The sequence below is a fragment of the Streptomyces davaonensis JCM 4913 genome (assembly GCF_000349325.1).
GTDB classification, from domain to species: Bacteria; Actinomycetota; Actinomycetes; order Streptomycetales; family Streptomycetaceae; genus Streptomyces; species Streptomyces davaonensis.
Genome location: NC_020504.1, coordinates 5,761,673 through 5,783,297, shown reverse-complemented (window position 1 = coordinate 5,783,297; position 21,625 = coordinate 5,761,673). Strand labels below are relative to the sequence as shown.

The window sequence follows — 21,625 nt, the reverse complement described above, 5'->3', positions numbered from 1 at the left end:
CGGTGATCAGCCGAACGGGAACCCCGTGTACGCCTCGGCCAGATCGGTCCCGGCGGCCCTCGATGAGGCGATCCGCGCCAGCCGCGCGAGCTGAAGGCGGTCCTCGAACGGGGCGGCGTCGGGGGCCCGGTGGAGCAGGGTCGTCATGTCGTAGGAGAACCGCTCGGCCTGCCACACCCGCCGCAGACAGGTCGCCGAGTACCCGTCCAGCAGCTCGGCCGAACCGGTCTCCCTTTCGTGCGTCAGCGCCCGCGCGAAGGTGACGACGTCCCCCACGGCGAGGTTGAGCCCCTTGGCCCCGGTCGGCGGCACGATGTGCGCCGCGTCACCGGCGAGGAAGAGGCGGCCGTGGCGCATGGGCTCGTGGACGTAGGAGCGCATCGGGGTCACCGACTTCTGGGTGATCGGGCCGCGCGCGAGGCGCCAGTCGTCGTCCGTCTCGAAGCGGCGCTCCAGCTCGTCCCAGATCGCGTCGTCCGACCACTCCTCGGGGTCGGTGCCCTCCGGCACCTGGAGGTAGAGGCGGGAGACGGACGGGGAGCGCATGGAGAGGAGGGCGAAGCCCCGGTCGTGGCGGGCGTAGACCAGTTCCTCGTGCGAGGGCGGTACGTCGGCCAGGATGCCGAGCCAGGCGTAGGGGTATGTCCGTTCGAATACTCGGACGAGCTCCGCGGGTATCGCCTTGCGCGCCACACCCCAGAAGCCGTCGCAGCCGACGACGTAGTCGCACTCCAGCACATCCTCGCGCCCCTCCTGGCGGAAGCGGACGCGCGGGCGGTCGGTGTCCGCGCCCTCCACGGCCAGTGCCTCCGCCTCGAAGAGCAGGGGGTGACCCTCTTTCAGCTGGAGGGCGATGAGGTCCTTGCACACCTCGGTCTGGGCGTAGACCGTCACCGAGCGGCCGCCGGTGAGCGTGGGGAAGTCGACGCGGTGGCGGGTGCGGTCGTAGCGCAGCTCGATGCCGTCGTGGCGCAGGCCCTCGCGGTCCATGCGCTCACCCGCGCCCGCCGCGCGCAGGACGTCGACCGTGCCCTGCTCCAGGATCCCGGCCCGCTGCCGCTGCTCGACATAGGTGCGGTCGCGGCTCTCCAGGACGACCGAGTCGATGCCGGCGTTGTGCAGGAGCCGGGCGAGGAGGAGACCGGCGGGGCCGGCTCCGATGATGCCGACGGTGGTGCGCATCGGGGCTCCGTTCCCATTTGTTCGTGCAGTGAAGTTTGTTTCACTGACCTTGAGGCATGAGTTTCCGACCGCACCCGCGCCGCTGTCAACGGTCGTGCGGTGAACTCTTCAATGGACGGTGCAGGTGTCGGAGGTGCCCGGAACCGGACTTGAACCGGTACGCCCGCGAGGGGCAGCGAGGTTTAAGCTCGCCGTGTCTGCATTCCACCATCCGGGCAGGCCATGGGCTCCGCGTCGAGGTTCCGAGCCTATCGGGACGCATCCCCCGAACAGCGGAGGGACGACCCGATGTTGTCTTATTTTATTGACGTCTGAGGGTGCATCAGCCCGCGGTACGGGCCATCCGCACTTGCCAATAGCCTTGCGTGCGACGCACGGCCACGCATGGGGAATGACGGAATTTCACCGCCCGAACAAGGACGCTCCACCTGTTCTCGACACGACCGCCCCCGGGGCCGCCGTCATCCCCAGGTATGACACGGCCGCGCCCGGTGCGACCGGAGTCTGCCTTCGGAACCGGAACAGCGGCTGACTACACGAAGGCCTGCGGCCGTGACGATGGATGAGTCCCCCGAACCCGTCATCCATCGAGGAGCGCCTTCTCGTGACCACCACATCCATCGCCGGTCCGGCCACGTCCGTGGCCGCGTGCGCCACGGATCTGTCGAAGATCTACGGACAGGGCGAGACCCAGGTGGTCGCCCTGGACCGGGTCTCCGTCGAGTTCCGGCAGGGCGAGTTCACCGCGATCATGGGCCCGTCCGGCTCCGGCAAGTCCACCCTGATGCACTGCGTCGCCGGTCTGGACACCTTCTCCTCCGGCTCCGTGCGCATCGGCGACACCGAGCTGGGCTCGCTGAAGGACAAGCAGCTCACCAAGTTGCGCCGGGACAAGATCGGCTTCATCTTCCAGGCGTTCAACCTGCTGCCGACCCTGACCGCGCTGGAGAACATCACCCTCCCGATGGACATCGCGGGCCGCAAGGCGGACAAGCAGTGGCTGGACTCCGTCATCGAGATGGTGGGCCTGCGGGACCGCCTCGGTCACCGCCCCTCCCAGCTCTCCGGCGGCCAGCAGCAGCGCGTCGCGGTCGCCCGTGCCCTCGCCTCCAAGCCGGACATCATCTTCGGCGACGAACCGACCGGAAACCTCGATTCCCGTTCCGGCGCCGAGGTGCTGGGCTTTCTGCGCAACTCCGTACGGGAGTTGGGGCAGACCGTGGTGATGGTGACCCATGACCCGGTGGCCGCGGCCTACGCGGACCGGGTGGTCTTCCTCGCCGACGGCCGGGTCGTGGACGAGATGTACCGCCCCACGGCCGACGGGGTTTTGGACTTCATGAAGCAGTTCGACGCGAAGGGCCGCACCTCCTGATGTTCCGCACCGCCCTGCGCAACGTCCTCGCGCACAAGGCCCGGCTCCTGATGACCGTGCTCGCCGTCATGCTCGGCGTCGCGTTCGTCTCGGGGACCCTGGTCTTCACCAACACCCTCTCCAACGCCCTCCAGAACAGCTCGGCCAAGGGCTTCGACCAGGTCGACGTCGCCGTGACCGCCAAGTCCCAGGAGGACAAGGGCAATACGATCGGCAAGACTCCCGAGCTGACCGAGTCCCTGCTCGACCGGAGCGCCCAAGTGCCCGGCGCCGCCTCCGCGATCGGCGTGGTGAACGGCTTCACCGCCCTCGCCGACAAGGACGGCAAGCTCATCGGCGGCGGCTTCCAGTCCCAGGGCGGCAACTACTGGGGCACCGAGGACACCCGGTACCCGCTGGTCGACGGGCACGCCCCGAGCGGCGCGAACGAGGTGCTGATCGACTCCGAGACCGCCGAGCGCGCCGGGTACCAGGTCGGCGACACCGTACGGCTCTCCGTCGACGGGCCCGTGATCGAGCCGACCGTCGTCGGCATCTTCACCACCGACGACGGCAATGTCGCCGCCGGCGGCAGCCTCGCCCTGTTCGACACGGCGACGGCGCAGAAGCTGTTCGGCAAGACCGGCACGTACGACGAGATCGATGTCCGGGCCGCGGCCGGGACCAGCGAGGAGGCGCTGAAGGCCGCGCTGGACAAGGCGCTGCCCAAGGGTCAGGTGGAGACCACCACCGGCACCCAACTCGCCGACGACCAGGCCGAGGTGATCTCCTCGTCGATGAGCGGTCTGAAGCAGGGGATGCTGGTCTTCGCCGGGATCTCGCTGTTCGTCGGCACCTTCATCATCGCCAACACCTTCACCATGCTGGTCGCCCAGCGCACCAAGGAACTGGCGCTGCTGCGCGCCGTCGGCGCCTCGCGCCGGCAGGTCACGCGGTCGGTGCTGATCGAGGCGTTCGTGGTCGGCACGGTGGCCGCGGTGGCCGGTCTGGTCGCGGGCATCGGCATCGGCGCGGGCCTGCGCTCCCTGATGGGCACGCTCGGCGCGACCGTCCCCGACGGGCCGCTGGTCATCTCCACCGGCACGATCGCGACCGCCCTCGCGGTCGGCGTGGTCATCACCATGCTGGCGGCCTGGCTGCCGGGCCGACGGGCCGCGAAGATCCCGCCGGTGGCGGCGATGAGCAGCCTGCACGCGGCGGCGACCACCAAGTCCCTGGTGCTGCGCAACACCCTCGGCGCGCTGTTCTCCGGCGCGGGCGTCGCGGTCGTGCTCGCGGCCACCGGCATGGACGGCTCGACCGGCCAGGCACCGATGGGCATCGGCGCGGTGCTGCTGATCATCGGTGTCTTCATCCTGACGCCCCTGCTGTCCCGCCCGCTGATCGCGGCGGCGGCACCGGTCCTGCGGATCTTCGGTGTGTCGGGCAAGCTCGCCCGGCAGAACTCGGTGCGCAATCCGCGCCGTACGGCCGCCACCGCCTCCGCGCTGATGATCGGGCTCACCCTGATCACCGGGATGACGGTGATGGCGGGCAGCCTCCAGCAGGGCATCGACAGGATGGCCTCCTCGTCGCTGCGCGCGGACTACGTGGTCTCCATGGCGAACGGCAACGAACTCTCCACGGACGTCGACAAGAAGCTGCGCGCCCTGGACGACGTCACCGCCACAAGCCCGCTGCGCAACGCGCCCTCCCGGATCGACGGCGAGACGGAGTACCTCACCGGCGTCGACGGCTCCTCCATCGGCGAGCTGACCGAACTGCCCCTGGACAGCGGCGCGTTCAAGGTCGGCGGCGGCCAGGTGGTCGTCGACGACGACACCGCGAAGTCCCATGGCTGGCGGGCCGGTTCGACGTTCACCGCGCACTACGAGGACGGCGAGGGGCAGCGGCTGACGGTCGCGGGGGTCTACCAGGGCAACGAGATGATCCGCGGGATCATGCTGGACAACCGCGTCCTCACCCCGCACCTCACCGACCCGGGCGACATGCAGGTCATGGTGAAGACGGCCGACGGCGCCTCGGACGCGACGAAGGACGCGCTGGAGAAGGCCCTCGGCTCCAACCCGGCCATCCGCGTCCAGGACAAGCAGGACATCTCCAACGAGATCGCGCAGATGTTCACGCTGATCCTGAACATGGTCTACGGACTGCTCGCCATGGCGGTGATCGTGGCGGTCCTCGGGGTCATCAACACCCTGGCGATGTCGGTGTTCGAGCGCTCCCAGGAGATCGGCATGCTCCGTGCGATCGGCCTGGACCGCAAGGGCATCAAGCGGATGGTCCGTCTGGAGTCCCTGGTGATCTCGCTGTTCGGCGGGGTGCTGGGTATCGGGCTCGGCGTGTTCTTCGGCTGGGCGGCCGGTGAGCTGCTGGCGTCGCGGATGGCGACGTACGAACTGGTCCTGCCCTGGGCCCGGATGGGCGTGTTCCTGCTGCTGGCCGCGACGGTGGGCGTGCTGGCGGCGCTGTGGCCGGCCCGGCGGGCGGCGCGGCTGAACATGCTGACGGCGATCAAGTCGGAGTAGCGGCACGGATGTCGGGCCCCGCTTCCTTCGGGAGGCGGGGCCCTTCGTCAGTTCCAGGTGCGGGATCTCAGGGGCATCCCGGAGGCGCCGGAGTCGGGGGTGCGGACCGCCAGGACCTGGTTGACGCCGATGCGGTTGCGCTCGAAGGCGAGCGCGGAGGCGGCCATGTACAGGCGCCACACCCGGGCCCGGCCGGGGCTGGTCAGCCGTACCGCCCGCGGCCAGTCGTCCTCCAGACGGGCCACCCAGCGGCGCAGGGTGAGGGCGTAGTGCTCCCGGATCGACTCGACGTCCCGCACCTCGAACCCGGCGCGCTCCAGCTGCCCGACGGTGACCCCGACGGGCTGGAGTTCACCGTCGGGGAAGACGTAGGCGTCGATGAACTCGTCCACGTGGTACGTCGATTCGTCGCGCTGCGGGCGGCGGGCGATCTGGTGGTTGAGGAGCCGGCCACCGGGTTCCAGCAGCCGGTGCAGATCGGTGGCGTACTCCAAGTACCGGTCCGCGCCCACGTGTTCGGCCATGCCGATGGAGGAGATCGCGTCGTAGGGCCCGTCCGTGACGTCCCGGTAGTCCTGCACCCGGATCTCGATCCGGTCGGTGAGACCCTCGTCGGCGGCGCGCTTGCGGGCGTACGCCGCCTGCTCCTGGGACAGGGTGATGCCGACGACGCCCACGCCGTACTGCCGGGCGGCGTGGGCCGCCAGCGCGCCCCAGCCGCAGCCGACGTCGAGGAGCCGCATGCCGGGTGCCAGGCCGAGTTTGCGGCAGACCAGGTCGAGCTTGTCGTGCTGGGCCGCTTCGAGGGTGCTCTCCGGGGTCTGCCAGTAGGCGCAGGAGTACACCATGGAGGGGCCGAGGACGATCTCGTAGAAGTCGTTGCCGACGTCGTAGTGGTGGCTGATGGCGCGGCGGTCGGTGCGCTTGGTGTGGAGGTGTCCGCGGCGGCGGACCTCCTCCTCGGGGGGTGCGGGCGGGAACGGCGACCGGGCCATCGCGAAGAGACCTCTGATCGCCGCGCGCACCTCGGGGTCGCGCAGCGCCTCGGTGAGCGAGCGGGCGTCCTCGCCGCGCTCCCAGATCAGGCCGGAGAGCAGATCGAGGCCGGTGTAGAGGTCGCCCTCGATCTCCAGGTCGCCCGCCACCCAGGCGCGGGCGAGCCCGAGTTCGCCCGGCCGCCACAGCAGCCGGCGGACGGCCCGGCGGTTGCGGACGACCAGCACCGGTGCGCCCGGCGGACCCGCCTGTGAACCGTCCCAGGCGCGGATGCGCACGGGGAGCGGTGCTCCCACCAGTTGTTCGACGAGGCCCTTCAGCCGCACCGCGGCGTCTGCCATGGCGCACCTCCATGACGGAGATATCGGAATGTCCAGGTACCCACGTAAACACCAACGGGGCGGCTGCACAGTCCCCCATCGGCGTTAAGAGTCGACGGCTTGGGTCGACGGCGCTTGTCGAAGGCTTCCGGGGACGGCTGCGGGGACGCCGAAGGGCCTCCCGCACCACGGATGGCGGGAGGCCCTTCGGATGGATCAGTGACCGGAGGTCAGGAGGCCTTGGCCTTCTCCTCGGTCTTCGGCGCGGCGGCGGCCTGGGGAGCCGGGGCCGGCTTGGCCGCCTCGTAGAACTCCTCGCGCGGGGACTCCAGCGCGCCGAGCGCCACGACCTCGCGCTTGAGGAACATGCCGAGGGTCCAGTCGGCGAAGACGCGGATCTTGCGGTTGAAGGTCGGCATCGCCATGCCGTGGTAGCCACGGTGCATGTACCAGGCGAGACGGCCCTTGAGCTTGATCTTCATCTTGCCCATGACGATCATCGCGACGCCCTTGTGGAGGCCGAGACCGGCCACCGCACCCTTGTTGGCGTGGCTGTAGTCCTTCTGCGGGAAGCCCCGCATACCGGAGATCACGTTGTCGCCGAGGACCTTGGCCTGCCGCAGCGCGTGCTGCGCGTTCGGCGGGCACCAGGCGTTGGGGTTGCCGGCCTTGCGGCCGACGAGGTCCGGGACCTGGGCGTTGTCGCCGGCGGCCCAGATGTAGTCGGTGCCCGCGACCTGGAGGGTCGGCTCGCAGTCGACGTGACCGCGGGGGCCGAGCGGCAGACCGAAGCGGGCGAGGGCCGGGTTCGGCTTCACACCGGCGGTCCACACGATGGTGTTGGAGTCGACCTCGAGGCCGTTCTTCAGCACGACGTGGCCGTCGACGCAGGAGTCCATGGAGGTCGAGAGGTAGACCTCGACGCCACGGGCCTCCAGGTGCTCCTTGCCGTACTGGCCGAGCTTGGGGCCGACCTCGGGCAGGATCTTGTCGGCCGCGTCGACGAGGACGAACCGCATGTCCTCGCGGGAGACGCTGGTGTAGTACTTGGCCGCGTCGCGGGCCATGTCCTCGACCTCACCGATGGTCTCCGCGCCCGCGAAGCCGCCGCCGATGAAGACGAAGGTGAGCGCCTTGCGGCGGATCTCCTCGTCCGTGGTGGAGTCGGCCTTGTCCAGCTGCTCCAGCACGTGGTTGCGCAGGCCGATGGCCTCCTCGATGCCCTTCATGCCGATGCCCTGCTCGGCGAGGCCGGGGATCGGGAAGGTGCGGGAGACCGCGCCCATCGCGATGACCAGGTAGTCGAACGGCAGCTCGTACGCCTCGCCCACCAGCGGGGCGATCGTGGCGACCTTGCGGTCCTGGTCGATGGTGGTGACCCGGCCGGTGAGGACCTCCGCCTTGGGCAGCACACGTCGCAGCGGGACGACGACGTGGCGCGGGGAGATGCTGCCGGCGGCGGTTTCGGGGAGGAAGGGCTGGTAGGTCATGTACGACCGGGGGTCGACGACCGTGACGGTCGCCTCTCCGTAGCGCATCTTCTTGAGGATGCGCCGAGCTGCGTACAGGCCTACGTACCCACCGCCTACTACGAGGATCCTGGGACGCTCCGTGGTGCTCATGCCATCGAGTATCCACCCGCCCCAGGGGGGTCGCTCGTGCGCCCCTTCACAAGCTCCTTCAGGGGGTGTGCTATCCTCCGCGACCCGCGTGATCCAGGTCATGGCGGCGAGGGGGAACTGCGGTGTAGAGCGGACCGTTGTCAAGGCCGCGTGAGCTGCCTCTCTGGGCATTCGGAGCCACCGTGAGCCCCCCGAAACACCCCCGCGCGAGCCCTCCCTCCGACACCCCCATGCACCCCTTCTGAACATGTTCAAGGGGGTGTTGGGCCCTCGAAAGGGTCAACCGGACCCTTTCCTCGTGGCGCCGGGACCCAATTCCTTGTGAAGAACTTCACGAACTTTCTCGCCGGAACGCCGACGAGGGGCCCTCAAGGGCCCCTCGAACATGCTCAGACGCTACATGACCTGCTCAACCGATGCTACCGAGCGGTAACAAAGGAGACCTATGCCACCGACCACGCGATGCCGTCGAGGATGTCGTGCTCGCTCACGACGACCTCCTCGGCACCGATCCGCTCCATGATCGCCAGCAGTACGAGGGCCCCGGCGGCGATCACGTCCACGCGCCCCGGATGCATGGAGGGCACGGCGGCGCGCTCGGCGTGGGTGGAGCGCAGCAGCCACTCGGTGATCTCCCGGACCCGGTCGTGGGAGACCCGGGAGTGGTGGATCCGGACGGAGTCGTACTCGGGCAGCTCCTGGGCGATGGCCGAGACCGTCGTCACCGACCCGGCGAGCCCGACCAGGGTGTGCGCCTCGCGCAACGGCACGGTCAGCTCGGCGAGGTCGAGGGCGGCCTCGATGTCCGCCCGCATGGCCGCGACCTGCTCCTCGGTGGGCGGGTCGGAGACGACACCGTCCCGCACCAGATGCCGCTCGGTCATCCGCACGCACCCGACGTCGACGGAGCGCGCGGCGCGCACCTGACCGTCCCCGACGACGAACTCCGTGGAGCCGCCGCCGATGTCCACGACGAGATACGGCGTGGCGAGGTCCTCCCGCCCCTGAAGCTCCCGGGTGGCGCCGGTGAAGGAGAACTCCGCCTCCTGGTCCCCGCTGATGACCTCGGGCTCGACGCCGAGGATGTCCATCACCCCGCGCACGAAGTCGTCCCGGTTCTCGGCGTCCCGGGAGGCGGAGGTGGCCACGAACCGCAGCCGCTCCGCGCCGTGCTCCTTGATGATCGCGGCGTACTCCCGGCACGCGGCGAAGGTCCGCTCCAGCGCCTCGGGAGCGAGCCGCCCGGTCCGGTCGACGCCCTGTCCGAGCCGCACGATGGTCATCCGGCGGTCCAGGTCGACCAGTTCGCCCGTGGCCGGGTCGCAGTCGGCGACGAGGAGGCGGACGGAGTTCGTACCGCAGTCGATGGCGGCGACCCGCGTCACCGGCCCTCCTCCTGAACCTGCGTCACACACGTGCCCTTGCGCCACCACTCCGGCAGCATCGCGAGCGCCTCGTCGCCCAGCGGGTTCACGCCGGGCCCGGCGGCCAGCGAGTGCGCGACCAGGACGTGCAGGCACTTCACCCGGTCCGGCATGCCGCCCGCGCTCGGGAAGCCCTTCAGCTCCTCGATCTCGTCCCGGCGCCGGATGTAGTCCTCGTGCGCGGCCCGGTAGGCGGCGGCCAGCTCCGGATCCGTCTGGAGCCGCTCCGTCATCTCCTTCATGACGCCCTCCGCCTCCAGCGTGCCGATGGCGGAGTTCGCCTTGGGGCACGTCAGGTAGTACAGCGTCGGGAACGGCGTACCGTCCGGCAGCCGGGGCGCCGTCTCCACCACGTCCGGCTGCCCGCAGGGGCACCGGTGCGCGATGGCGCGCAGCCCGCGCGGCGGCCGGCCGAGCTGCTGCTTGAAGGCCTCGACGTCGGCCTCGGTCGGCTCGGTGCGCGGAGTGGAGGGCGGGGGCGTTTCCATAACAGCCTTTACAGTCTTTCGTCTCTGTCCATCGGTGGGCGGCGTTCGTCAGCGGTCGACGGCGTGCCTCAGCGGTCGGCGGCGTCGGACTTGTCGACCCCGTCCCAGACATTCGCGTACCAGGCCCGGTCGGCCGCGCCGAGATCGGTGCGCGTCTGCTTCGCGGCGTCCGGGTCGATCACCACGTACCCGGTCTCACCCGGCATCACATAGTGCAGCCGCTCCCGGATCCGCTGCTCCGCGTACGCGTCGTCCTTCCAGCGTGCCTTGAGGTCGCGCAGATCCTCCACCCGCTCCCGCGCCTGCTCCCGCTGCCGTTCCAGATCGGCGATCTCGGCGCGCTGGGCGACGTACTGCCTTATCGGGTAGGCGAGGGCGACGACCAGGGAGCAGACGACGAGGGCGAGCAGGGCCGCGCGGCCGGTCAGCCGGGAGCGGCGGGCCTGCCGTTTGGTCTGGGAACGGTAGACCCGGGCCGCCGTCTGCTCGCCGAGCAACCGGATCCTGGTCGCGGTGGAGAACCGGTCCCGGTCCTTCACGGCCATGTTCCCGCCTCCCGTTCCACACGCGCGTACGTCCCCGCACACGGTACGGGACCGAGTACGGGGACGTACGTACGACTGGCTAGCCCCTGGTGGGGATCAGCCCTTGAAACGGGGGAACGCCGAGCGGCCGGCGTACACCGCGGCGTCGTCGAGGATCTCCTCGATGCGCAGCAGCTGGTTGTACTTGGCGACGCGGTCCGAGCGGGCCGGGGCGCCGGTCTTGATCTGACCGCAGTTCACCGCGACGGCGAGGTCGGCGATGGTGACGTCCTCGGTCTCGCCGGAGCGGTGGGACATCATGCACTTGAAGCCGTTGCGCTGGGCCATCTCGACGGCGTCCAGGGTCTCGGTCAGCGAGCCGATCTGGTTCACCTTGACGAGCAGGGCGTTGGCGGTGCCCTCCTCGATGCCGCGGGCGAGACGCTCGGGGTTGGTGACGAAGAGGTCGTCGCCGACGATCTGGACCTTGTCGCCCAGCTTGTCGGTGATGATCTTCCAGCCGGCCCAGTCGTCCTCGAAGAGCGGGTCCTCGATGGAGACGAGCGGGTACGCCTCGACGAGCTCGGCGTAGTACTCGGTCATCTCGGCGGCGGAGCGCTCCTTGCCCTCGAAGGTGTAGACGCCGTCCTTGTAGAACTCGGACGCGGCCACGTCGAGGGCGAGGGCGATCTGCTCGCCGGGGGTGTAACCGGCCTCCTTGATGGCCTCGAGGATGAGGTCGAGGGCGGCGCGGTTGGACTCCAGGTTCGGGGCGAAGCCGCCCTCGTCGCCGAGGCCGGTGGACAGACCCTTGGTCTTCAGCACCTTCTTGAGGGTGTGGTAGACCTCGGCGCCCCAGCGCAGGGCCTCGGAGAAGGACTCCGCGCCGATCGGGGCGATCATGAACTCCTGGATGTCCACGTTGGAGTCGGCGTGCGAGCCGCCGTTCAGGATGTTCATCATCGGAACGGGCAGCAGGTGCGCGTTCGGGCCGCCCAGGTAGCGGAAGAGCGGGAGGTCGCTGGCCTCGGAGGCGGCGTGGGCGACGGCGAGGGAGACGCCGAGGATGGCGTTGGCGCCGAGGGAGCCCTTGTTGTCGGTGGCGTCCAGGTCGAACATGGCCTGGTCGATCAGGCGCTGCTCGGTGGCGTCGTAGCCGACCAGCTCCGGGCCGATCTGCTCGATGACGGCGAGGACGGCCTTCTCGACACCCTTGCCCTGGTAGCGGTTCGGGTCACCGTCACGGAGCTCGATGGCCTCGAAGGCACCCGTGGAGGCGCCGGACGGAACGGCGGCACGACCCGTGCTGCCGTCGTCGAGGCCGACCTCGACCTCGACCGTGGGGTTGCCTCGGGAGTCCAGGATTTCCCGGGCTACGACGACGTCGATGGACGGCACGAGCATCTCCTTCATGGGATGTGACGCTGGAAGTGCGGGGCACGTGAGCCTTGCGACTAGAGCCTAACCGCCTGAGGGACTTCGGCCAGCCGACCGACCGTCCCGTGGACAAGGACAGACGGTACCCATTGTTTCTCCACGGAACAAAGGAGTGGTGAACTACCGGCAAAAAGAAGACCCCGCCCCGGTGCGTACGGGGGAACACGCACCGGGGCGGGGAGCCCGTGGGGACGGGGGGTGACCCTCACGGGGCCTCCAGTATGGAGGAGGCCGATATGAGGGACCTGTGGTCCGGCTAAGGGATTACTTGAGGTGCAGCTGCTGACCGGGGTAGATCAGGTCGGCGTCCTCGACGATGTCCTTGTTCAGCTTGAAGAGCTTCTCCCAGCCGCCCTTGACGTCGTGCTCCTCGGCGATGGTGCTGAGGGTGTCACCCTTGACGACCTTGTACTCGCCGTCACCCTTCTTGACCTTCTTGCCGGTCGGGGTGGTGACGGTCTTCTTGGCCTTGTCGGCCTTCTGCGCCGGACGCTCGGTCGAACGGGAGGCGGGCTGCTCCTCGGTCGTACGGGTCTCGGTGCTCGGCTGGGTGCTGGTCTCGGTGGAGCCGCCGGTGTAGGTGGCGCTCGACAGGCCGACGCCGCAGGACGGCCAGGCGCCCTTGCCCTGGCCCGCGAGGACCTTCTCGGCGATCTCGATCTGCTGGGACTTGCTGGCCTGGTCGGCGGTGGCGGCGTACTGCGTGCCGCCGTACGCGGCCCAGGTGGAGGCCGAGAACTGAAGGCCGCCGTAGTAGCCGTTGCCGGTGTTGATGGACCAGTTGCCGCCGGACTCGCACTGGGCGACGGCGTCCCACTCGGAGGCGGTGGCGGCGGAGGCGCTGCCGACCGCCATCAGCGGAGCGGCGACCGCGACGCCGGTGACACCGGCGATGGCGATGGCGCGGGTGGCCTTGGACGGACGACGGTGCTTGCCCTTGCCGGAAAACAGCATGGATCGATCCCCTCACCGACGCCTGCGAGGTGAGCTGTCGGGTTCGGGCCGGTTGAGTTGCCCGGCCGCGCAGTCTGTCGAGTGCGCGGCTTCACCCCAAGCCACCACCGTCAACTTCCCGGTGGGGCGCTTACCTTGGGTCCCCCGCTCCTGCCTACGGCGCTTGACGCGACGACTGTTCCCGTACGGCCACCGGCAGGATTCGGCGTGCGGCGGTCGGGGCTCGCTGGGTGCGAGCGGTCCTGACCGTAGACACGTGATCCGGGGAATTTCAAAGACGATCAGGGCTTCTGAGACTCATCCCACACTTTCACCAAAACGGTCATTTCGGAGCGAAGCGTGACGTGAACTACCGCTGCTTTTCGCCCGGTTCGACCCCTACTTCGAGGGTCTGACCGGGGAGGATGAGGTCCGGGTCGGTGCCCACGGTCGACTTGTTGGCGGCGTAGAGCCCGCGCCATCCGCCGTTGAGGTCAAGGGAGTCGGCGATGCCGGTGAGGCTGTCGCCGTCACGCACGACATACGAGCCGTCCGTGACGCCCTCGTCGGCGGGTTCGCCACGGTGGCGGCCGGTGCCGTTGGCGCCGGTGTCGGTGAGGGCGGAATCACCGTCGTTCTGGCCGATGTTGTCCGAATTGTCCCGACCCGGGGTGGCTGTGGGCTTGCTGTCGACTTCCTGAGAAGGGTCGCCGTCAGGGGATTCGGACGACCCGGACGACTGGCTGGATTCCGCCGATTCGCGGGGGTCTTCCGACTCTTCGGACTCCGGGGACTTGGAGGACTTGTCCGACTTGGTCGAGTTGTCCGACTCTTCGGAGGGCGAGTTGCCCTGCTCGTCGGAGTCCTCGTCGCCGTCGATGGAGTCCAGCAGGCCGGATGAACCGGAGTCACCGGACGAAGCGGACTCGTCGCCCGCCACCCCCGTGTCGAGGTCGACCGAGCCGGACTCCTCGTCAAGGCCGGAGAGCGGGCCGCAGGTCGGCCAGGCGGCGAGGCCCTGATCGGCGAGGATGCGCTCGGCCACGGCTATCTGCTGGGAGCGGCTGGCCTGGTCCGCGCTCTCGGCGTACGTCGTGCCGCCGTAGCGCTCCCAGTTCTCCTGGGTGACCTGGAGGCCCCCGTAGTAGCCGTTGCCGCTGTCCTCGCTCCAGTAGCCGCCGCTCTCGCACTCCGCGACCCGGTCCCATGCGGTGCCCTCCGCCGCGCTCGCGCCCGAGGCGCCGAGGAGCGGGATGGCGATGGCGGAGCCGGTCACTCCGGCCGCGACGATGAGAGCCGGGGCCTGGCGGGGGCGACGGTGACGACCGTTCCCGGAGAGCATGCGGGGGCCTTTCGAAGACAGCGGGGAGCGGCGCGGTGCCGGTGAAGCGAGGCGCCGCGCTGACGAGTGAACGTATAGGCAGACGATCACTTGTCACAAGTTAATGCCGCGTAGATCACGTGAAGATCACGGACTTGAGGGTGTGTCACGTTTGCGTCGGATACGGCTCGCCTCCGGCTTGCTACGCGCTGGAGTTGTCAGCGGCTCGGTGTGAACTCGACCGGCAGGGTGCGCAGTCCGCGCATGATGAGGCCGCCGCGCCAGCGCAGGTCGGCCGGTTCGGCGGCGAGCCGGAGGTCCGGGAGGCGGGTGAGGAGGGTGGCCAGCGCGGTCTGGCCCTCCAGGCGGGCGAGCGGGGCGCCCAGGCAGTAGTGGATGCCGTGGCCGTAGCCGAGGTGCTGGTTGTCGCGGCGGGCGAGGTCGAGGCGATCGGGGTCGGCGAACCGCTCCGGGTCCCGGTCCGCGGCGGCGAGGACGACGAGCACCGGGTCGCCGGGGGCGATGTCCTGGCCGCCGATGGTCAGGGGGCGGGTGGCGAACCGCCAGGTGGCCAGCTCGACGGGGCCGTCGTAGCGGAGGAGTTCCTCGACGCCGGTTTCGAGGAGGGCGGTGTCGTGGGCGGCCAGCGCGTCCTGGAGGCGGGTCCGTTGTTCGGGGTGGGTGAGGAGGGCGTAGGTGCCGTTGCCGATGAGGTTCACGGTGGTCTCGAATCCCGCGAACAGCAGGATGAAGGCCATGGCGGCGGCCTCGTTCTCGGTGAGGTGCTCGCCGTGGTCGGAGGCGCGGATCAGGCCCGAGATCAAGTCCTCGCCGGGGGCGGCCTCGGCGGGCAGCGCCTCACGCTTGCGGTGGATGAGGTCGGCGAGATAGCCGCGCATCTTCTTCACCGACCGCGCGACCCCACCCCTCGGGCCGCCCTGGTGGCGGATCATCATGCCCGCCCAGTCCCGGAAGTCGTCCTGGTCCTCGCGGGGTACGCCGAGCAGGTCGCAGATCGCGTAGATGGGGAGCGGGAAGGCGAACTCATGGATGAGGTCGGCGCTGCCCTCCGCGGCGAACCGGTCGATCAGTCGGTCGGTCAGCTCCTGCACGCGCGGCGCGAACTCCGCGACCCGGCGGGGCGTGAACGCCTTGCTGACGAGCCGTCGCAGCCGGGTGTGGTCCGGCGGGTCGATATTGAGCAGATGCGTCATCAGCTCGGCCTTGCGCTCACCGGGGATACCGGTCTTGCCCTTGGCGTGCGCGGGCTCGGCGTGATGCTCGGGGTTCTTGCTGAGCCGCTGGTCGGCCAGGGCCTGCTTGGCATCGGCGTAACGCGTGACCAGCCAGGCCTCCACCCCGCTGGGCAGCGTGGTCCGGTGCACGGGGGCGTGTTCGCGCAGCCAGGCGTAGGCGGGGTAGGGGTTGGCGGCGAACTCCCAGGTGAAGAGGTCGGGGGCGGTCGCGTGGGGCGCGGGGGTGGGGTGGTCGGTCACTCCTTGACGGTATCCGGCGGGGTGGCGGCGTTCACTGCGTGTGTCAGGTCGGGGCGGCGGCCGAGGATCATGTCGAGGGCGAAGGCGATGGTGCGTTCGGACGACAGCGGGGGGCCGGGGATGGCGGGCGGCGTCGCGTCGGGGGCACGGTGCCGCGCGAGGGCGGCCTGGAGGTTCTCGTCCCGGAGCGTCGCCGTGAGCACGGGAAGGACCTCGGCCGCGGAGGCGTTGCCGTTCGCGGCCGCCACCGCGAGCCACTGCTGGGCACGCGCGAGGAGAAGGAATCCGAGCTCCTGTGCGGGTTCGGGGTTGCCCGCCTCGGCCGCTCTCTGGATATGGGGGAGAGCTTCGGCCAGCTCGCCCTGTTCGAGCAGGAGATACCGCCCGAGCATGTACGCCTCGCGCTCGTCCTCCTCCGCGACCCTGCCCCACCAGTGCCGTGCTTCGGGGTCGTCGCCCGCCCAGGTCGACAGGACGCCGAGGATCACCGGCGCTGACGAGTCGCCTGCCTCGGCCTCGACCCGCACGGCTTCCCGGGCCGCCCGGGACACCTCGGCACGCTCGGGCAGGTCGTACTTCCCCGCCATCCAGGCCATGGACCCCCACAGATGCGGGGTGAAGAGCGGCAGGTCCGGGCAGCGGATCGCGTCCGCGACCAGCGTCCCGCACGCCCGCCAGGTGCCCTCCTCCGCGCCGGGCACCAGCAGCCCGGCGACGCCCAGCCGAGGTCTGGACGCCCACTCCAGATCGTCCGGTGAGACAGGGACGTCCAGGGTGGTCCCGCTCCCGTACATCCGACGCTCGTTGATCAAGAACTCCCATGCCCCGGCCGAGAGCCCGCTGGTGACTCCGCACCGGGCCGCGTCGATGGCCGCCCTCACCAGCAGATGGCCGCTCCCTCGCCCTGGCCGACTCGCCAGACGCCACTCCTCCCACAACTCCGGCCCCACCGACAGAAACTGAGTGACCCCCAGCTCGCCCCGCCATCGCACCGCGTCCACCAGCCGCGGGTCGTCCGACTTCGCGAGCCGCGCGAGTTCGGCCTCGCTCCATTCACAGGTCAGATCCACCGTGCGGGCACCGCGCAGCGCACGCGCCGTCGGATGGTCGCCGAAGCGGTGCGCCTCGTACGCGGCGCCCCGCATCGTCGCCAGCACCAGCACGCCCTCGTGCGCGAGCTGCGCCAACAGCCCCGCCACCAGGCCCCGTTCATCGAGGTGGCTCTCCAGGTCGTCGAGCCAGACCACATACGTACCGGAGGGATCCCGTCCGCGCAGAGCCGCGGGCAGCTCGCGCAGATCCGCCCCGGCGTGGGCGTGGAAGAGCCGGGTGTGTTCGCCGGCGTTGCGCTCCAGCGCGGCCCAGGCGGTGGCCGTCTTCCCGGCCAGCGGCTCACCGGTGACGACGACCAGACCGCCCTCCCGCAGCCCGTGTGCGACCAGCCGGTCGAGGTCCGCGTCCCGGCTGCGCGCGATGTACGGCGGCAGCGTGGGCTCGTCCCCGAAGGAACTGACGGGCCGTATGCCCTGAGCGCGCCGCCGTAACTCGCCGAGCAGGGGCCAGCCGTCCGCGGGCGCTGGGCCCGTGGTGCCGTAGATGTTCTGTACGCCGATGACGGGGGCGTTGTTGAATCTGGCCTCCCGAAAGTCGACGTGGTCCTGGGCGTACTGGGCGGGGAGGGGGTCCGGGACGAGCTGGGCGGAACGGGACTCGGGGGAGATCGAGACGGGGATGCTCACCGGTGCGGTGGCGGGAGCGGGGCCAGGAGCGCCGAGGACGTCACCGCACTCCCCGCAATAGATGTCGTAGGGCTCCACCTGGGCCGCGCAGGACCGGCAGGAGTGGAGGTTGCTCTGCCTGAAGTCCTTTATGAACCGGTCGATTTCGGCCGCGATGACCGCTTGCTTGAACGCCTCACGGATCTTGCCCCGCCAGATGTCGGCCACGTCCGTCGCGGACAGCCTCCCGCCGCGCACCTCGCTCCGGTGCTCCTCCAGCAGCGGGCCCACGTCCTGCTTCATGGCCATCGCGTAGACACGGACGAACGCCGGCTTGGCCCGCTCCGCCCAGTCCTCGTCGCCCATGGACGACACCAGAACCCCGGCCGCCGCACCGGCCAGTTCGTCCAACACCCCTGACATACAAGCCCCCGTGCCCCAGAGCCAGCTCTGTGGGTAACCGTACTAACCTTCCAGGCCCTCGGCAGCCCGCACGGCGTCCCGGTACGCGCGTCCCGCCGCCCGGAGCGCGGCCTCCGGGTCGACGCCCTCGGCCTCGGCACGCACCGCCAGCGCGAGCAGCTCGTAGCCGATGCCGTCGGTCTTCGGCAGGGGGACGTCCAGGCCGGCCGTTCTGACCCGGGAGGCCAGCTTCGCCGCGAGGGCGAGGCCGGGCTGGCCGAGCGGGACGCCGTCGGTGACCGACTCCCGTTGCTTCTCCTCGGCCTTGGTGCGCAGCCAGTGCGCCTTGACCTCCTCGGGAGTACTGGCCGTCTCGTCCCCGAACACATGCGGGTGGCGGTGGATCAGCTTGGTGACGATGGTGCCCGCGACGTCGTCTATGGAGAAGGGGGCGTCGGGGTCCTCCTCGGCGATCCGGGCGTGGAAGACCACTTGGAGGAGCACATCCCCCAATTCCTCGCGCAGTTCGTCGCGGTCCCCCTCCTCGATCGCCTCGACGAGTTCGTACGCCTCCTCGATGCCGTACTTGGCCAGCCCCTTGTGGGTCTGCTGCGAGGACCAGGGGCACTCGGCGCGGATGCGGTCCATGACCTGGACGAGGTCGAGGAGCCGGGCGCCCGGCAGGTCGTAGGAGGCGGGGAGCAGCTCCAGCTCCGGCATGCTGACCCGGCCGGAGCCGGCGAGGCGGGCGAGGCCGTCGGTCAGCGCCGGTTCGCCCTCGCCGGTCGCGACGACCACGACGGTGCGGCCGCCGGCGCAGGCGCCGACCAGTTCCTCGGCGGTCGGGGACGCCTCGGCCACCTGTATGCCGGCCTCGCGCAGATACGGCAGCTGGGGGTGCGCGCCGTCCGCGCACAGCACGCTGTCGGCGGAGCGCAGCGCCTCCCAGGCCGGCCAGGACAGCAGACCGGGGGCGACGCGGTGGCTGGTGGTGAGCAGGACGATCCGGCCGGGGGCGGCCGGTGCGGCTTCGGGGCTGGTGGTGTTCACGGTTCGAAGCTAACGCACGGGTGGGACGGGGTCGGTGTGGTTATCCACAGGTGGGGGTGATGGGTGTGATCGTATGACCGCACCCATCGATCATCCCTGGGGGTCCCCAGCCCTACAGCCCTACGCCGCGTCCCGGCCTGGTACCCCCTACGCCGGCTGCTGCGAGTCCGCCGCCGTCACCTCGCGCACCCATGGCGTCTTGGCGTCCACGCGGCTGCTCTTCTGGACGTCCCAGGTGCCGTAGCGCGGGTTGAGGTCGACATCGAGCTTCTCGGATGCCTCGGACAGGGCCTTCCAGAACTCCGGGCGGCTGGTGTCGGTGCCGAGCGCGGCGGCGAGCTTCTGGGCCTCCAGCTGGAGCCGGAGGTTCTCCTCCAGTCGCTGCGGTGCGACGCCGTACTCCTGGAGCCAGGCCGTCTCCAGCGCCTCGGTGCCACCGGCCTGCTGCTCCAGGCCGGTGCGCATCTGCTGGATCTCCTTGCGGCTGACCGTGACACCCGCGTCCTCGGCGGCCTGGTGCAGCACCCGGTCCAGGACCATGCCGTGCAGGGTGTCGCGGGTGAGGCTGCCGGTCCGGGCCACGGCCTGGGCGTACTGCGCCTCGTCCCCGACGGCCGCGCGCTGCGCCGCGCGCACCTCGTTCACCCTGTTCTCCAGCTGGGAGACGGTGATCCGCTGGTCGCCGACGACGGCCGCGGCGCCGGGATGCGCATCGTTTCCGCAGGCGGTGAGGAGGGGCGCCGCCGCGATGGCGGCGGAGAGGAGGAGCGCGGTGCGACGGCGGCGATTGCGGCGGTGCAAGGAAACCTCCCGAGGAGCTTGTGCGACGGTGCACAAAGTCTTGCGATGATCGATGGTAGGCAGTGGCCAAGCTCTGGCCAACCCATTCGACCAACGATTCACCAGGACTTCGGGCACCGGCACGTCAGCCGTGGGCGGCGTCCCTGCGGCCCGGGAGGAATTCCTTGCCCTCGCGGTCGGAGACCGTGGCGAACCAGGACGTGGCCCAGACGGTCAGCCGACCGGGTTCGTGGACCGTCTCGAACGGGTGGTCGTTCCACACCCCGTACGAGGTGACGTACACCGCCTCGCCCGGCTCCAGCCAGTAGTCCTGCCCGAACGGCTCCAGCCAGAGCTCCAGCCGCTCCTCGCCGTCGTTCTGCACGAGCATCGGTACGGGGTTGCCCAGCCGCTGGATCGCCTCGAAGCCGAAGTCCCCGGCGTCGGGCATGTTCGCGTCCAGCGGGGCGGTGATCCGCTCGATCGCTTCCCGGCGCGCGGGGTCCGGGCGCTCTTCCTCGCTAGCCACGCATCTGCCCGAGCCACTGGAGCGTCCGCCGGATGTCCGCCGCCATGGGGTGACCGGGGCCATTGAGGCGCTCCACGTCGTGCAGCAGGCGTACGAGGGTGTCGTGGGCGCCGGCCCGATCGCCGAGGGCCAGCTGGAGGTGGCCGATGCGGCGGCGGACGTCGTGCGCGAGCTGGGGGTCGCCGGCCACGTACTGGTTCTCGTAGTACGGCAGCAGCGAGCGGTACTCGCTGAGCGCCGCCGCCGGGTCGCCGAGCTGCTCCAGGCACTGGGCCGCGTCGTAGCGGAAGCGCAGGGACTGGGGGTCGGCGTGGCCCGCCTCGGCGGCGCGTTCGGCGGCCAGGGAGCGCAGGACGGGGAGCGCGCGCCGGTACTGGCCGTCGTCCATGAGTGTGGCCGCGTACTGCTTGCGCAGGGTGCGCACCACGGGAGAGTGCTCGCCGTGCTGCTCGGCGGCGACCGGGAGGATCGCGCCGAGGATGTCCACGGCCTGGGTGATGCGGCCCTCGCCGAGGAGGCGCTTGACCTCGTCGACGGCGCGGGCGACGTCGGGCTTCTCGGCGGCCGGGGTGACGGGCGTGGCGGGGGCGGGCTGGGGCGCGGGGGTGCGCGCGCGGTCCGGCCAGGGGGCGTGCGGGCGCAGGAAGGGGCGCGTGGGGTCGAGGGGCGCCCCGGTCGGCGTCCCGCGCGCGGGCAGGAGCAGCGCCAGGTCCTCGTACACCTCCTGCGCGGACGCCGGGCGGTGCTGCGGGTCCTTGGCGAGCAGGCGCAGGACGAGCGCTTCGAGCCCCTCGGGCACCTCGGGGCGCATCCGGCGCACGGGCAGCGGGGGCTCGTACAGATGCCGGTGCAGCACGCCGAGCGCCGTGGAGCCGGAGAACGGCACGTCGCCGCTGAGCAGTTCGTGGAGGAGCACACCGAGCGCGTACAGGTCGGTGTACGGGCCGACCGCGCCGCCCATCGCCTGCTCGGGCGCCATGTAGGCGGGCGAGCCGATGGGGGTGCCGGTGTGGGTGAGGCGGGTGGTGTCGGCGTCCATGACGGAGGCGACGCCGAGGTCGAGGACGGTGACGGTGCCGTCCTGCTTCACCATCACGTTCCGCGGCTTGAGGTCGCGGTGGACGATCGGCACGGCGTGCACGGCGCTCAGCACGGCGCACAGTTGCGCGGCGACCGCGACCGCCCACTGCCAGGGGTACGGGTCGTGCTCGGCGAGATGGTCGGAGAGGTCCGCGCCGTCGACGTACTGCATGACGAGGAACAGCTCCTCGCCCTCGCTGCCCGCGTCGTGCACGGTGACCAGACCGGGGTGGTCGACCTGCGCGGTCACCCGGCACTCGCGCACGAACCGGCGGCGCAGCTCCTCCGCCTCCTGTCCCGCCACCTTGTCCGGGCGCAGCAGTTTCACCGCCACGCGCCGGTCGAGCCGCTGGTCGTACGCCGTCCAGACCTGGCCCATGCCTCCCTGTCCGATGAGCGTGGACAGTTCGTAGCGGCCGG

17 protein-coding genes, 1 tRNA gene and 1 riboswitch are annotated in these 21,625 nt (G+C 70.5%); of the genes, 2 read left to right on the top strand and 16 right to left on the bottom strand.

The features are described from left to right. Window positions 1-6 precede the first annotated feature (6 nt). Window positions 7-1,182: a 4-hydroxybenzoate 3-monooxygenase gene (locus tag BN159_RS25660; protein ID WP_015659913.1), complete on the bottom strand. Its 1,176-nt coding sequence runs from the start codon at window positions 1,180-1,182 to the stop codon at window positions 7-9. Between the two features lie 134 nt (window positions 1,183-1,316). Next, a tRNA-Leu gene (locus BN159_RS25655) sits at window positions 1,317-1,399 on the bottom strand. A gap of 345 nt (window positions 1,400-1,744) precedes the next feature. Between BN159_RS25655 and BN159_RS25650 the strand changes: the two genes are divergently transcribed. Next, the gene (locus BN159_RS25650) at window positions 1,745-2,557 is read left to right on the top strand and encodes an ABC transporter ATP-binding protein (protein WP_408055019.1); all 813 of its coding nucleotides are present in this window, start codon (window positions 1,745-1,747) and stop codon (window positions 2,555-2,557) included. Continuing rightward, window positions 2,557-5,085, top strand: coding sequence for an ABC transporter permease (locus BN159_RS25645; protein WP_015659911.1), 2,529 nt, complete (start codon window positions 2,557-2,559; stop codon window positions 5,083-5,085). The genes BN159_RS25650 and BN159_RS25645 overlap by 1 nt, the downstream gene beginning before the upstream one ends. A gap of 47 nt (window positions 5,086-5,132) precedes the next feature. Here BN159_RS25645 and BN159_RS25640 read toward each other — a convergent pair whose 3' ends face one another. From BN159_RS25640 to BN159_RS25575, 14 genes are all read right to left on the bottom strand, one after another. Beyond that, window positions 5,133-6,422 carry an SAM-dependent methyltransferase gene (locus tag BN159_RS25640; protein WP_015659910.1) on the bottom strand — a complete coding sequence of 430 codons (1,290 nt, stop codon included), beginning with the start codon at window positions 6,420-6,422 and terminating at the stop codon, window positions 5,133-5,135. A gap of 209 nt (window positions 6,423-6,631) precedes the next feature. Continuing rightward, complete coding sequence (locus BN159_RS25635; protein ID WP_015659909.1) at window positions 6,632-8,023, bottom strand: NAD(P)/FAD-dependent oxidoreductase; 1,392 nt, start codon at window positions 8,021-8,023, stop codon at window positions 6,632-6,634. A 443-nt stretch (window positions 8,024-8,466) separates the two neighbouring features. Next, window positions 8,467-9,408, bottom strand: a complete 942-nt coding sequence (locus BN159_RS25630; RefSeq protein WP_015659908.1) for a Ppx/GppA phosphatase family protein — start codon at window positions 9,406-9,408, stop codon at window positions 8,467-8,469. Further along, window positions 9,405-9,935: a DUF501 domain-containing protein gene (locus BN159_RS25625; RefSeq protein ID WP_015659907.1), complete on the bottom strand. Its 531-nt coding sequence runs from the start codon at window positions 9,933-9,935 to the stop codon at window positions 9,405-9,407. Before BN159_RS25625 ends, BN159_RS25630 begins: the two co-directional genes overlap by 4 nt. Window positions 9,936-10,003: 68 nt before the next feature. Further along, the gene (locus BN159_RS25620) at window positions 10,004-10,480 is read right to left on the bottom strand and encodes an FtsB family cell division protein (protein WP_015659906.1); all 477 of its coding nucleotides are present in this window, start codon (window positions 10,478-10,480) and stop codon (window positions 10,004-10,006) included. Window positions 10,481-10,576: 96 nt separating this feature from the next. Then, on the bottom strand, window positions 10,577-11,863 hold the full coding sequence (eno, locus tag BN159_RS25615; RefSeq protein ID WP_041819838.1) for a phosphopyruvate hydratase: 1,287 nt from the start codon (window positions 11,861-11,863) through the stop codon (window positions 10,577-10,579). Window positions 11,864-12,160: 297 nt separating this feature from the next. Next, complete coding sequence (locus BN159_RS25610) at window positions 12,161-12,850, bottom strand: transglycosylase family protein (RefSeq protein WP_015659904.1); 690 nt, start codon at window positions 12,848-12,850, stop codon at window positions 12,161-12,163. 4 nt (window positions 12,851-12,854) lie between these two features. Further along, a riboswitch (cyclic di-AMP (ydaO/yuaA leader) is annotated at window positions 12,855-13,022 on the bottom strand. Window positions 13,023-13,199: 177 nt separating this feature from the next. Further along, window positions 13,200-14,171, bottom strand: a complete 972-nt coding sequence (locus BN159_RS25605; RefSeq protein WP_015659903.1) for a LysM peptidoglycan-binding domain-containing protein — start codon at window positions 14,169-14,171, stop codon at window positions 13,200-13,202. A 197-nt stretch (window positions 14,172-14,368) separates the two neighbouring features. Then, window positions 14,369-15,646, bottom strand: a complete 1,278-nt coding sequence (locus tag BN159_RS25600; RefSeq protein ID WP_015659902.1) for a cytochrome P450 family protein — start codon at window positions 15,644-15,646, stop codon at window positions 14,369-14,371. Further along, complete coding sequence (locus BN159_RS42940; protein WP_015659901.1) at window positions 15,643-17,787, bottom strand: sel1 repeat family protein; 2,145 nt, start codon at window positions 17,785-17,787, stop codon at window positions 15,643-15,645. The genes BN159_RS25600 and BN159_RS42940 overlap by 4 nt, the downstream gene beginning before the upstream one ends. A 42-nt stretch (window positions 17,788-17,829) precedes the next feature. Next, entirely contained in the window at window positions 17,830-18,816 is a 987-nt protein-coding gene (locus BN159_RS25590; RefSeq protein WP_015659900.1) for a nucleoside triphosphate pyrophosphohydrolase, read from the bottom strand. Between the two features lie 147 nt (window positions 18,817-18,963). Then, complete coding sequence (locus BN159_RS25585; protein ID WP_015659899.1) at window positions 18,964-19,617, bottom strand: SurA N-terminal domain-containing protein; 654 nt, start codon at window positions 19,615-19,617, stop codon at window positions 18,964-18,966. A gap of 124 nt (window positions 19,618-19,741) precedes the next feature. Beyond that, a complete protein-coding gene (locus BN159_RS42935) occupies window positions 19,742-20,125 on the bottom strand; it encodes a hypothetical protein (protein ID WP_015659898.1) in 384 nt (127 codons plus the stop codon). Next, window positions 20,118-21,611 (bottom strand): serine/threonine-protein kinase, encoded by a 1,494-nt coding sequence (locus BN159_RS25575; protein WP_269451018.1) that lies wholly within the window; start codon window positions 21,609-21,611, stop codon window positions 20,118-20,120. The genes BN159_RS42935 and BN159_RS25575 overlap by 8 nt, the downstream gene beginning before the upstream one ends. Between the last annotated feature and the right edge of the window lie 14 nt (window positions 21,612-21,625).